General features: G+C 28.7%; 16 protein-coding genes. 12 read left to right on the top strand and 4 right to left on the bottom strand.

What is annotated here, in order from left to right; translation table 11 throughout:
* Positions 1–25 precede the first annotated feature (25 nt).
* From CRV03_RS09865 to CRV03_RS09815, 11 genes are all read left to right on the top strand, one after another.
* A complete protein-coding gene (locus CRV03_RS09865) occupies positions 26–1243 on the top strand; it encodes a hypothetical protein (protein ID WP_129084975.1) in 1218 nt (405 codons plus the stop codon).
* A gap of 1 nt (position 1244) precedes the next feature.
* Complete coding sequence (locus tag CRV03_RS09860; protein WP_129084974.1) at positions 1245–1505, top strand: flagellar biosynthetic protein FliQ; 261 nt, start codon at positions 1245–1247, stop codon at positions 1503–1505.
* A 3-nt stretch (positions 1506–1508) separates the two neighbouring features.
* On the top strand, positions 1509–1913 hold the full coding sequence (locus CRV03_RS09855; RefSeq protein WP_129084973.1) for a hypothetical protein: 405 nt from the start codon (positions 1509–1511) through the stop codon (positions 1911–1913).
* A 9-nt stretch (positions 1914–1922) separates the two neighbouring features.
* Positions 1923–2420 carry a MotE family protein gene (locus CRV03_RS09850; protein ID WP_129084972.1) on the top strand — a complete coding sequence of 166 codons (498 nt, stop codon included), beginning with the start codon at positions 1923–1925 and terminating at the stop codon, positions 2418–2420.
* Between the two features lie 2 nt (positions 2421–2422).
* Complete coding sequence (fliL, locus tag CRV03_RS09845) at positions 2423–2947, top strand: flagellar basal body-associated protein FliL (RefSeq protein ID WP_129084971.1); 525 nt, start codon at positions 2423–2425, stop codon at positions 2945–2947.
* Positions 2948–2949: 2 nt separating this feature from the next.
* Positions 2950–3381, top strand: coding sequence for a hypothetical protein (locus CRV03_RS09840; protein WP_129084970.1), 432 nt, complete (start codon positions 2950–2952; stop codon positions 3379–3381).
* Positions 3368–4078 carry a flagellar basal body L-ring protein FlgH gene (locus tag CRV03_RS09835; RefSeq protein ID WP_129084969.1) on the top strand — a complete coding sequence of 237 codons (711 nt, stop codon included), beginning with the start codon at positions 3368–3370 and terminating at the stop codon, positions 4076–4078. Before CRV03_RS09840 ends, CRV03_RS09835 begins: the two co-directional genes overlap by 14 nt.
* 58 nt (positions 4079–4136) lie before the next feature.
* Positions 4137–6281, top strand: coding sequence for a flagellar basal body rod C-terminal domain-containing protein (locus tag CRV03_RS09830; RefSeq protein ID WP_129084968.1), 2145 nt, complete (start codon positions 4137–4139; stop codon positions 6279–6281).
* Positions 6282–6292: 11 nt separating this feature from the next.
* Positions 6293–7930: a flagellar filament capping protein FliD gene (gene fliD / locus CRV03_RS09825; RefSeq protein ID WP_129084967.1), complete on the top strand. Its 1638-nt coding sequence runs from the start codon at positions 6293–6295 to the stop codon at positions 7928–7930.
* A 61-nt stretch (positions 7931–7991) separates the two neighbouring features.
* On the top strand, positions 7992–8351 hold the full coding sequence (gene fliS, locus CRV03_RS09820) for a flagellar export chaperone FliS (protein ID WP_129084966.1): 360 nt from the start codon (positions 7992–7994) through the stop codon (positions 8349–8351).
* Complete coding sequence (locus tag CRV03_RS09815) at positions 8327–8590, top strand: hypothetical protein (protein ID WP_129084965.1); 264 nt, start codon at positions 8327–8329, stop codon at positions 8588–8590. Before fliS ends, CRV03_RS09815 begins: the two co-directional genes overlap by 25 nt.
* Here the strand turns inward: CRV03_RS09815 and tilS are convergent.
* Together tilS and rimO are read right to left on the bottom strand one after the other, a co-directional pair.
* Positions 8587–9579, bottom strand: coding sequence for a tRNA lysidine(34) synthetase TilS (gene tilS, locus CRV03_RS09810; RefSeq protein ID WP_129084964.1), 993 nt, complete (start codon positions 9577–9579; stop codon positions 8587–8589). The genes CRV03_RS09815 and tilS overlap by 4 nt on opposite strands.
* Positions 9569–10933, bottom strand: a complete 1365-nt coding sequence (gene rimO, locus CRV03_RS09805; RefSeq protein ID WP_129084963.1) for a 30S ribosomal protein S12 methylthiotransferase RimO — start codon at positions 10931–10933, stop codon at positions 9569–9571. The genes tilS and rimO overlap by 11 nt, the downstream gene beginning before the upstream one ends.
* Before the next feature lie 154 nt (positions 10934–11087).
* On the opposite strand from rimO, the gene CRV03_RS09800 reads away from it, so the two are divergent.
* The gene (locus CRV03_RS09800; protein ID WP_129084962.1) at positions 11088–11525 is read left to right on the top strand and encodes an META domain-containing protein; all 438 of its coding nucleotides are present in this window, start codon (positions 11088–11090) and stop codon (positions 11523–11525) included.
* A gap of 18 nt (positions 11526–11543) precedes the next feature.
* On the opposite strand, the gene panC is transcribed toward CRV03_RS09800, so the two are convergent.
* Positions 11544–12365, bottom strand: a complete 822-nt coding sequence (panC, locus tag CRV03_RS09795) for a pantoate--beta-alanine ligase (RefSeq protein WP_129084961.1) — start codon at positions 12363–12365, stop codon at positions 11544–11546.
* A 68-nt stretch (positions 12366–12433) separates the two neighbouring features.
* A complete protein-coding gene (locus CRV03_RS09790; protein WP_129084960.1) occupies positions 12434–13393 on the bottom strand; it encodes an ABC transporter permease in 960 nt (319 codons plus the stop codon).
* Position 13394: the final 1 nt, after the last annotated feature.

Below are 13394 nucleotides of genomic sequence, written 5' to 3'. Positions count from 1 at the left end.
TTAAAAACAATTTTAGGGCAATCTTTTGACTATATATATCTACGGTAGTGAAAGTTTTAAAAGTGAAATAAACGCTGTTTTAAGACATTCTAATATAAAGTTTAGACTCGATGACAAGGGTGAAGTAAAAGAGTTAAAGACTTTAGAGGAATTAAAAGCAGCAATAGAAGAAAACCCTAATAATATATACTTAATTGATGACTCAAAGATTATAAAAAAGAATATACTTACAGATAAAATAAAATTTTTAAAACCTAAAGATGGAATAGACCAAGATTATCTTCTAGACCATGGAATAGGTGATGTTTCTGTTGACTCCATTGATGAACTTTCTAAGCATATCATAAGAAGACTAGATTCAATTATAGAAAAAGAAGATGATATTGAAGATATTCAAGATTCAATCATAGAAATAGTTGAAGGTGCTTATGAAGAAGACTTTGAGAATAAAACTTCTAATGATTATATAGTAGAAGAAATTGAAGATGTAAGTGCAGAGAATAAAGAAGAAGAAGTAGAAGAAGTTACCTTAGATGACGAGTTAAGTGCCCTTCTTTCATCTTCAAAAGATGATGATGAGTCTTTCTTTGAAGAAGAAAATGAGTACTCTAATATGAGTGATGAAGATGCTTTAGCTGATATTTTAAATCAAGTTGAAGAGGTTGAAATTCCAGAATCAAGAGTTAAAAAAGAAGTTGAAGATGAAAGTGAATTTGAACCTTCTTCTAATTTAGATGACCTCTTAGTACAATTAGAAGAGAGTCACAATGAGCAAGTTGATTCAAGTTTGGAAGAAAATAGTGAAACAAGAAGTTCTGAAGATTTAGAGGATTTACAAGATGTTTTAAATCAAATAGAAGAAACTTCTATTTCTGAAATAAAAGAAGAAGAGAACACTGTAGATCCACTTATGGATTTGAGTTTTGATGATAATTTAGATAATATAGAAAATAATGAAAAGAGTATTGAACTTAAAGAAGTTCCAAATACTCAAGGAGAAAACATGTCAGATGATTTTTCAGAGTTTGATACTCTAAGTGAAAATGATATTCTTGCTGCTTTAAATAGCGTTGATAATGTAACTGTTACAAAAGAAGATAAATCACAAGAAAATATTGCACAAGCTAGTAATTCATCAAACTCTGTAGATGTTAATTCAGCGAATACAGATGATATTGCTAAACTAATTACACAATTATTAAATAATAAAACATTAGAAATAACAATCAAAGTTAAAGAGTAGCATGGATCTAATAGCTATTGCAGAAAATACGGTAAAGATTATTTTAATCTTAGGTTTACCGTCATTGATTGTAAGTATGGTAATTGGACTTATCATCTCAATCTTTCAAGCAGTAACTCAGGTTTCAGATGCATCATTAACTTTTGTTCCTAAGGTTATTGTTGTATCAATTTTTGTTTTAATAACCTTACCTTGGGTTGGTGATCATATCACAACATATACTAAGGATCTTTGGGATTTAATGTTGATTTTTGGAGAGTGATTTATGATTGATCAATTATATAGTTTAAAAAAACTTCAATCAGATCAAAAACTTATGGAAAAAGCTCAGTTACAATCAAAAATAAATCAATTAGATGCTGAAATTATGCTTACTCACAATCAAATAAATAGTGCTTGTGTTCAAAAATTTGGGGCAATCTCTGATTTTGCAGTTTTAGAAATGCATAAGAATACAATGAAAGAGCATGTAAAAAAACTTGAGTCAGAAAAACTTGGAATTGCTGCTAAGATGGAGAAAGTTATTGAAGAGATAATTGAACTTCAAAAAGAGACAGAACAATATGAATATATTCTTGATGAGATAAAGCAAGAAAAGCAATTAAAAGTACTTAAAGCAGAAATGGAAGCTGCCGAAGAGTATGTTCAGAGTAAATATATAAGTCAATAAGGAGAGTATTTGTTAAGAGTAGTAATTTTATTTTTAATATCAACTATAGTTTTAAATGCTCAAGAAGAGAGAGTAACTAGTGCAGCTTTAATTAAGCAAAAAATTGAAGTAAAAGAGTTAAAAAAAGAGCTTAATATCTTTTATAATAAAAAAGAGAAAGAGTATCAAGAACGAAAAAAAGAGTTGCTAGATTTAATAAAAAAAATAGAAAATGAGAAAAAAATTGTTGCACAAATAAGAGATGAAAATCTTCAGTTGTTAAAAGATATAAATGGTGAAGTAGAAAGTAAGACATCGAAAATATATAATAAGATGAAACCAAAGGTAGCAGCTTCAATATTTAATGAAATGATAAATAATGGAAAAGTTGAAGATGTTTTTGATATAATCTTAAGATTAAAAGAGAATAATGTAACATCATTAATGAAATTTTTAAGCCCAAAAAATGCAGCAATGCTGACAATAATGTTAAAAGACTATAGGGCTAAAAATCAAGACGAAGGGTAATTATGGCAGAAGAAAATAACGGAACAACTAAAGCTGGTGGTGGAAAAGGATTAATGATAGTGCTTATTGCACTAATTGTTATTTTATTACTTGCAGTAGGTGTTGGTGGATATTTATTAGTTAGTAGTGGAGTATTAAATGGTCAACAAGCTCAACAACAAGTACAAAAAGAAGAGTCAGGTGATTCTAATGAAATGTACAAAACAGCAATTAATGATTTAGTACTTAACATTACAAATGCAAAGGGTAGAGAAAAATTAATGAAACTATCTTTTCATTTAAAAAGTACAGAACCATCAATTGAAAAAATTGTAGAAGAGTATAAGCCAGAAATAGTTGATGCTGTGATTGCACAAATTAGTTCAAGAAGCTCAGAAGAGTTATTAACAGTTGGTGGTAAGGCACTTTTAAAAGAAGAGCTTTTAGAAGATATAAATAACATTATCAATGAAGTAACATCTAGCAATGATGATATCAAAAGAAATAATGTTAAAAATATTTTATTCACTACTTTTGTAATTAAATAAAAATGATAGTTGCAGTTAAAACTAATAATAAAAAAAGGCTTTTAATTAAAGTAGCTTCTGCAGTTGCTGTAATAGTAATGTTTATTGCTTATTATTTTCATATGAGCAATGAATTTGCAATGCAACAAAAAAAAGAGCAAGAACAAAAGTTAAAAGCAATAGAAATAGATAATAAAAAGGCGATGCAACAAAAGCTGGAAAGAATTATCTATCGAGAAGTTGAGACTGCAGTTGATTTAATAGGACAAAGAAATATTCAAGATGTAAAAATTATTTCTGATAGGGTTTTAATTCTTGCTGATGTAGGAACAAATCTTGATGCATTAAAAGTTAGATATGGAAGCACAGCTTTAATAAAAAAAGATTTAAAAAACATTAAAATTGCTATTGATTTAAAATATGTTGTTGAAAGTAAAATAAATGAAATTAAGTAAGTATTTATTACTAATAGCTTTAGCTTTTTTATTAGTTGGATGTGTGGAACAACCTGAAATAAAATTTGAAAAGCCAACACTTCAGGTTCCTAAAGCAAAGCCAAAAGTACAAAAGAAAAAAGGCTCTTTATACTCAATGAGAGGACCTTCTTTGTTTGCTGATAAAAAAGATTTACAAGTTGGAGATATAATTCAAGTAAGAATTAGTGAGTCGTTAAACTCAAAAACTAATACAAAAAGAGAAATAAGTTCTGATAGAAGTTCTAACTTAGGAGGTGGACTTATTTCTCAAATGGATGCAAATATTCCTTTATCTTCATCTGTCCAAAAAGCTGCAGATAAATTTAATTCATATGCAGGGGTTAACTTTGGAACTGAAAGTACAAGTGAAAATACAGGGGAAGTAAAAACTAACCTTAGTGAAACATTTAGCACAAGTGTTTCTGCTATAATTGAAGAAACATACCAAAATGGGAACTACTTAATTCGAGCACAAAAAGAGATGCTAATTGATGGACAGAAGCAGTCTTTAGTTTTAACTGGTGTAATAAGACCTTATGATATAACACCTGAAAATTCAGTAACTTCATCACAAGTTGCTAATTTAAAGATTTTATATATTAAAGATGGTGAAGAGCAGGATGTTATGAGAACTCCTTGGGCAACTAGGATAATACAGACCTTCTGGCCTTTTTAATCTAATTTTAAGAAATGTAATGCGATAATTTGACAAGTTATCATATAAAGGAGTAATTATGTTAAAGTCATTAAATGTGGCACAAAGTGGTTTAAATGCCTCAAAATATGCTATTGAGAATATTTCAAACAACTTAGCAAATGAAAATACTCCTGGATATAAAAAGAGAGTTGTACAGTTAAGTGAATTGGAGTTAATTGACTCTAGATTTACTGGACGTGGAGTAAGAGCTGATAATGCTTATAGAATTACTTCTCAATATATGTATGATAATATGATGAATGAGAATACTAAATCAAATTATTATAGTACAATCTCAAAAATAACAGGAAGCATAGAAGTTATGTTTTCTGAAACTGATGAAAGTGGTTTCTCAAGTGATTTAGATAGATATTTTCAAGCAATTGAGAACTTAAGAACAAACCCAAATTCAGAAATATATAGAACAACTTATAAAACTCAAGGTAAAGTATTAGTAGAGTCTTTACAAAACTTATATTCAAATATTGAAAAAGAAGAAGAATTAACTAAAATCTCAATTGAAGAGAATGTAAAGAAAGTTAATAACTTAATTAATGAAATAGGTGAAGTGAATCAGCAATTAGGTCAACATATAGATGCTTCAAATGATTTACTTGATAAAAGAGATCAACTTGAAAGGGAGCTATCTCAATATGTTGATATTGAAGTTGATAGAAGTAATAATGAATATACACTAAAAGTTGGCGGCGAAATTGCTGTTAGATATAACACTAATATTCGTGAAATCAACTTAGTGGAAGAGTTTGAACCTCAAATTGATAGATTCTCTACAAATCCTCCTTCTGGTAAACCAAAAGATATAATTGGTGAAAATTATGATATTGGTTTAGGTGATAAAATATCTTATAAATTTAATAATGAGTATGAAGTTTCTGTTGAAATTGGTAGTAATAAGTTTACTGATGGTCAGGGAAATGAATATGAAATAGATTTTGATGGAGATGGAACTCCTGATACTGTAGATGAAACAAACTATGTTAGAGCTTTATCTTTTGCAGTAAATGCTCATCCTGAAATCTCAGAAAAAGTTATTGCTTATAATGGAGACTATGCAGTTGATGAAGAGGGGAATATTGTAGATAATATGGGAAAAGATGAATTCCTAAGATTAGATGCAAGAAATCCTGGTGAAGCTGGCTCTTTTCAAGGAAGACTTGTAGTAAAAGAAGCAGATAATCCAACTGTACAGTCTTCAAACTCTGTTTTACCTTCAGATTTAGTTGATCCAGCAGGTGGAAATATAACTGTTAATGTTCCTGGTGTAGGGAATACTGTATTTACAGTAACTGGTACAACTACATATGAAAATTTAATCAATGATATTAATGCAGACCCTAATTTAAGTGCTGAGTTAAATGCCGATGGTAATTTAGTTATTGCAAATAAAACTACTCCTGATGATGGCGTAACAGTAATTGATAACTTAACAACACCAATTGGTTTTTCAGATACTCCTAAAAATAGTGGATCACTTTTTAGAGATGAATACTCAAGTAAAAATGGAGAAGATAAAGTATTTTTATCTGTTTATGATAAAGAGATAACATTAAAATCAGGAATTATAAAGGCTCAAACAGAAAACTTAACTACAACTTCTCCAAATAATAAGATTATTGATTATAAAGAGAAATTAGATAATTTTGCTAGATCATTAAGTGATCTTTTTGACAAATTTGTTAAAACAACTTCTGATGGTGATTACCTTTATGGTCATGTGGCATCTGATAATTATTCAGGTGATAGAGAAATCAAGAATTTGAACTTATTTAGTGGTATGGATGTTATGTCTTTAAAATTTAATGAAGATGCAGTAAATGATCTTGATCAAGTTGATTTAGACTATATGGCAACAATGCAATGGAAAAAAGATATTGAATTTGATGGATTTGCACAAGATGGTTCAAACTTCAATAATACTTCACTTTCAGAATTTTTTCAAGAGATAAGGGTAAATGTCTCTTCAGATAAAGAGAATAATGATTTTTTATTAGAGACACAAGAAACAGTATTTCAATCAATACAGTTTAAGTTTGAACAACTAACAAAAGTTGATCCAGATGAAGAAATGATTAATCTTATGCAATTTCAAGCAGCATATACAGCTAATGCAAAAATTGTTACAGCTGTGGATGAGATGATTCAAACACTTCTTGGTATGTAAAGGAGGCGATTATGGCTGATGGTATTTTAGGATTAGGAAGTTCAGGTTCTACAGGTTTAAATCAGGACTTAATTGATAAATTAAAAGAAGCAGAAAGAAAGTCTACTGTTGGTTTAATAGAAGACCAATTAGATAAAATTATTGAAGAGGGTGGAGAAGCAGAAAAACTGGATGCTATTATTAATAAAGTAAATGAGTTTTTAGAATCTATTAAACCTTTTGATTTATTTATATCTAGTGGGGTTTCAGCCTTTGATCAAAAAAGTGCAAGTGTTGCAGGTAGTTCTGCTTTATTTGATGCTGTTGATGTTTCAAGTATTGACGAAGGAACAACTACAGTTAAAATAAATCAACTTGCTCAGAAAGATGTATATCAAACTAACTCATTTGCTGATTCTACTGCTCAAATTACTGGTGGAAATGATGCTGGTGATATGTTGATATTAAATCAAACTGGAAGACCAGTTTATCAAAGTGATACTACAGTAGCTAGTACAGATTTAGTAGATGCAAGTGGTGGTGGAAGTATAACTATTAATATTGATGGAGTAGATAAAACATTTAATGTTACGGCAACTACAACATATCAAGATTTAATTAGCGATATTAATGCTGATAGTGATTTAACTGCAAAACTTACTTTATCTGGTAGATTATCAGTTACATCTGCTGATGAAAAAACTGCTTTAACAATTACAGAGGGGTTAACAACATCTATTGGTCTATCTTTAGGTGAAAAATATTCTACTGAAGGTAAAAGTTACGATGATTTAGCTGCTGATATTACTAAAAACTCTAACTATTCTGCATCTATTGAGTCTGTAGGTACAGATACAAATAGATTAGTTATTAAAAGTACTGATACCGGTTTAGATAATAAAATTAATATAACTCAACAAGGTTTTGATATTGGTTTAGAAGATGCTGCTAATAATACTGTAAAGGCTCAAAATCTTCAAGCATCAGTTGATGGTATTGATTACGATGTATCTTCTAATGTTTTAGTTGTTGGTGGACTTAAAATTACAGCTTTAGAAGTAGATACTGTAGATTCATCTTCAAGTATCTCAATCCAAGCAGATACTTTAAATTTACCTGATTTAGTTCAAGATATAGTTAATAAATATAATGAACTTGTATCTTTAGTTGATAATGAATTATATTCAGCAGAAAGTCCAGTATCAGATAAATCTTCTTTAAGAAGTATGATGGAAGGTATAAAATCTACACTTTTTGATTCTTATGGTGAAAATAAAGATTTAAATATCTTCAATTTTGGTATAAATATTGATAAAAGTGGATATTTGTCTTTAGATACAGAAGAATTTAAAGATAAATTAGAAAATAATATGGATGATTTACAATCGTTATTTACAGGTGTTGCGGAGCATAGAGGCTTAGGAACTCAACTTAAAGAGTATGTTGATGCATTAGACTCTTTTGATGGGCTTTTAACTAAGTATGAAGAGAATATTTTTTCAAGACGAGATAGTTTAGAAGAAGAGAAAACAAAAGCACAAGAGACTTTAGATAATAAATATTCTCAATTAGCTCAACAGTTTGCCTCATATACAGCAATTATTACTCAATTTGAAGCACAGTTCTCTGGATTAAAAATGATGATTCAACAGTCTGTATCAGGTAACTAAAGTTATTTTTACTTAAGTAAATATATAATATACTTGATTTTAATATTAACTGGAGAACTTAATGGGAATTGAAGCATATCAACAGCAAGGTGCAGTATCAAATGATCCATACATGCTTGTATTAAAATTGTATGAAGGAACATTAAAATATTTATCTTTTGTAAAACATGCAATGGAAACAGGTGATATAGAATCAAAGTTTACTAATATTAACAAAGCAGTTGCTATTTTTGATGAATTAAGAAATGTTCTTGATTTTGATAACGGTGGAGATGTTTCTTACTATTTAGATGGGCTATATTTATATCAAATTGAGACACTATTTACTGCAGGTGTTGATGATAATGTTAATGCAGTAGAACAAGTAATGAAAGTTGTTCAAGGTTTAATTGACGCATGGAAAGAAGAGACAGGTCTTTAAAGGCTCTAGAAGAGTTAATATATATTGACTCTTTAGACTCTTACCAAAGAGCAGATGCTCTTGTTAAATGGTATGAGAAGTATTTAAGTGATGGAGACATTACTAATTTTGATTTAGAACTTGAAGATTTAAAAAGACTTCAAGAACTTTTTTATAAAAGTGTAGACTTTTTAAAAACTCACAAAGAAACTACAAGAAAAGAGATTGTTGAAAATAGAAAAGTAAGAAAATTTCTTTAATCTATTTTCTCTAACAGTTTTTCAATCTCTAAGTATTCAAAAATATAAAATCTAACCTTATTAGGGATTTTATTTATCCTACAAATTTCTTTAAACTCTTTTGTTAAAATAGTGTCTTTAAGATATGGACAAAGGTAAATATACTCTTCTAAAATAGTTACAACTATTTTATGTGAAACTACTAACTCTTTTTGAATTAAAATTTCATCTCTTTGTTTTTTTGTAAGAAGTATTCCTCTTTTTTTCAAACTTTCATCAATGATTTTGATATTTAGATTATCATCATTTGTATTTTTATACACTTCTAGATCTTTATCTTTAAAGATTAGTGATATTGAGTTTTTTAAAGATTTTAAATCTTCTTCTAAGTATTCAAAACTATTACTAATTCCTTCTTCAAACTCATTTATAAGTGCATTTGAAAAGTGTTTTCTAAAATAGTTTCTTTTAAAGTTTTCATCTTCATTTGAGCTATCTATAAAGTATTTGATATTATTTTCATTTAAATAGTTTTCAAGAGACTGTCTTGAGGTATTAATTAGAGGTTTAAAAACCTTATAATCTTTTCTACTAGATTCTAATTCAAAGGATAGTAACTCATTTAAACCAGCACCCTTTGTAAACTGCATCAAAAACCACTCTAGCTTATCATTTAGTTGGTGAGCAGTAATTAGTGCTCCATAAGAGTTGTCTTCGATTATTTCATCAAAGAACTTATATCTAATATCCCTTGCTTTTTTTTCAAAGTTTGAAGTGTTATCTAAAACAACTTCTTTTAGATAGATTTTTTTATTGTATTTTTTAGCTAGTTCTTTTGCATATGCAACTTCTTCTTTAGACTCTTTTCTAAAGTTATAGTCAACAATTACAACATCAAAGGGGATCTTTTTTTCAAGTAAAAGAAAAAAAAGAGCAGAAGAATCAACACCACCTGAAAAACCTAATAGATTTCTTTTTGTGTTGATTGCTTCAAAGTTTTTAGTTTGCATATTCTTTAGTAACAGTTGCTAGTAGTTTATCTCCAACTAGTTCTGTGATTTTAACTCTATATTTACAACCAAACTCAATTTGTTTTCCTTCGCCATCTTCATTTAGTAGTTGATTATCATTGATATATACTTCTCCGTCAATCTCAGGAGCCCAAGCAGTTTTTCTAGCACTTAATAAGTACTCATGCTCATCACTTTCCCCATCAACATAAACATCAAACTCATTTCCAATCTCTTGAGCTAGTGATTCAAGAGTTGTCTCTTTTATAATTTCACCTAAAACTTCCGCTCTTTCATCAATAATCTCTTGAGGAACCTTATCTAGCATATCATATGCACTTGTTCCATCTTCATCAGAATATGAGAATACATTAGCTCTGTCAAATTTATAGTCTCTAACAAAATCACATAACTCTTCAAAATCTTCTTGTGATTCTCCAGGATGTCCTACAATAAATGTTGTTCTTACAAAAGAGTTTGGAACTGCTTTCATTGAGTTCATTAGCTCTTTTAGTTTTTCAACACCTTTTCCTCTTTTCATAATTTTTAAGATATTAGATGAGATATGTTGTAAAGGCATATCAAAATAGTTTTCAAATACTTTTGAGTCTTTGATTTTTTCAATTAGATTTAGGCTTGTTGTACTAGGATAAAGATAAAGAATTCTTGCACTATGAACACCTTCAATTTTTTCAACTTCTTCGATTAACTTTTCAAGTCCATCTTTAATGTTTAAATCTCTTAAATATGAAGAAGAGTCTTGTGAAACAAAAGAAAAGTCTTTATATCCGTTTGAAACAAGATTTTTAACCTCTTTTACAAGTGACTCTAAAGTTCTAGAATGAAGTTTTCCTTTAAAGCTAGGGATTGCACAGAATGAACATGTTTGATTACATCCTTCACTTAGCTTGATATAGGCATGATAAGAAGAACCAGTAATAACTCTATCATCTGATTCATTTAATAAAAATACTTCATCTGTAAAAGCAGATCTTTTTTCATTTACAAGTTTATCAATCTTGTCATAATCTCCAACCCCTGTAAATATATCAATCTCAGGAAGCTCTTTTTGTAGTTCTTCTTGATATCTTTGTGTTAAGCATCCTGCCATTACAAGAACTGATTCTTCTTTTCTTTCATCGTGCAGATTTAAAATAGTATTAATACTCTCTTCTTTTGCACTATCAATGAATCCACATGTGTTTACTATGATTACATCAGCAATAGTAGGGTCATTGATAATTTCATACTCTTTTAGTTTTCCTAACATGATTTCTGAATCAACAAGGTTTTTTGTACATCCAAGACTAACTAAATGTAAAGTTTTTGTAGGTTTTGTTTCGCTAAATCTCATTCTTTTTTATCTTTTTAAATTTTTTGCGAATTTTAGCATAATATCAGATTTTTGTAAATTATATTAGCTGAAAATTTTACATTAATTTTATATTAAAATCATTTTGATATGTTATCTTCGCAAAATTAATAAATGATTATTTACAGGAGCAGTTATGATTAAAAATATTAATCTTTTAGTATTAGGCTTTTTGAGCCTTTTTTTTGTTGCATGTTCGAGTAATACAAATGTTCAAAAAGAGCAACTAAAACCAAATGTGTCATTGACAAATACTTATTGGAAAGCAATATCTTTTTTTGATAAAGAAGTAAAAGTTTTTAGAAAAGAAGCCCATATCAAGTTTCAAAAAGATGGAAGAGTTATTGGAAATTTAGGATGTAATAATTTTTTTGGACAGTTTACACAAAATAATGAAAACATAGAGTTTAGCAAAGTAGCTAGTACAAAAATGATGTGTCCAAATATAAAAACTGAAGATGCTTTTGCAAAGGTTTTATCAAGTGCAAAAACTTTTAAAATCAAAGGTGAGAGTATGAGTTTCTTTGATAAAGAGAATAAAGAAATAGCAAGCTTTAAAGCGGTGTACTTTTAATAGTACACCTTTTTTATCTTAAAGCCAGATATTATCAAGTAGCCTTGTATTTCCAAATCTTGCAACTACAAGTATAATAGAGTTTTTTAATTCAATCTTCTCAATCTCATTAAAGTTTCTATCAACAACAGCAATATACTCTACATCTAAAGTTTGCATTACTTCTTGCATTTTTTCTTTTAAAACAGATGCTTTTAATTCGCTTTTTCCTACAAGTGAAGCAGCAGAATATAAAGCTTTAGAGATTAAAAGAGCATCTTTTCTTTGAGTTTCATCTAAATAAACATTTCTAGAACTAAGTGCTAAGCCATCTTTTTCTCTAACTATCTCACAAGGAACTATTTCAATTGGTAAAAATAGATTTTTAACCATTTGTTGTATAAGAGTTAATTGTTGAGCATCTTTTTTACCAAAGTAAGCACGTGTTGGTTGAACTAAATTAAATAGTTTAAGTACAACTTGTAAAACTCCATCAAAATGTCCTGGTCTAGTTTTCCCTTCTAAAACATAACTATTATTAGGGGCTTTTATTAGTACTTCTTCATTAGTATACATAGTAGAAATATCAGGCATAAATAGATAATCAACCTTGCACATTTCACATATTTTCTTATCTGCTTCGTCACGTCTTGGATAAGCATCTAGATCTTCACCTGGAAGAAATTGTGTTGGATTTACAAAGATAGAAACTACAACTACTTCATTTTCATTTCTCGCTTGTTTTATTAAAGAGATATGTCCATCATGTAGTGCTCCCATTGTTGGAACAAAACCTGTAGTTTTAGTTTTATTAGAAGAAGTTACTTCTTGAAGTTCTTCTATTGTTTTTAAAATTTTCAAGACTTTCCTTATCAAGTTTCTTTTTGGCAAGTGTATAAAAAAATTGCTAAATACCTAAGAAATCCTAACTATTTTGCATCATAATTTGGATTCAGTTTTAGTAAGATTAAATCAGCAATCATATTTCCAAGAAGTGTAAGTAAGGCTCCAATAATAAGTATTCCCATAATAACTGGGTAATCATGACTTAAAGCACTTTGGAAAAATAGTAATCCCATTCCATTTATAGAAAAAATTGATTCTAAGATAACACTTCCTCCAATTATTCCTGGAAGAGATAACCCTAGTAAAGTAATAACTGGTGGATAAAGATTAGGTAAAATATAGTATCTAAGAATTTGATTTTTTGTAAGTCCTCTTGCTTTTGCAAAGAAGATATAATCTGATTTTAAAATCTCAATTACAAGTGACCTTACATATAAAGTCAAACTTCCAATTCCTGCAAAAGTGATTATAGTAATTGGTAAAATCAAATGCCATGCATAGTCTAAATAGTAAGTTAAACTTCCATCATCGGCAACTGAGTGAAGTCCTGCTATAGGAAGTATTTCTAAGTGAATAGAAAAAACCATTATGGCAATCAGTGCCAAATAAAATGAAGGCATAGAAAAACTTACCAAAGAAAGTTGACTAGCAAACTTGTCAAATAAAGAGTTTTTATTTAGGGCTGCTTTGATACCTAAGTAAAGTGAAATAATAAAGATTAAAAACATTGAAATAATATTTAGTGTTAAAGTTACTGGAAGTTTTTGTAAAATCTCATTTTTCACAAGCTCTCCACTTGCAAAAGATATTCCAAAATCAAGTTGTATAATAGCAAGAACCCAAGAGAAATATTGTACGTAAAGAGGTTTGTCTAAACCATAGATAGCCTTTAGTTGTTCAATAGACTCTTTTGTAATATTTGGATTTAATTCTCCACTTGCAAAAAAAGAGTTTGGAGTTAGGTTTATAGCTACAAAAGATATTAAACTTATGATAAAAAGCATAATGATAAGATATAATAATTTACGTAAAAATATTTTCATA

It is taken from the genome of Arcobacter sp. F155 (assembly GCF_004116455.1).
Lineage (GTDB): Bacteria > Campylobacterota > Campylobacteria > Campylobacterales > Arcobacteraceae > Halarcobacter.
This window is presented reverse-complemented; position numbering and strand designations above follow the sequence as displayed.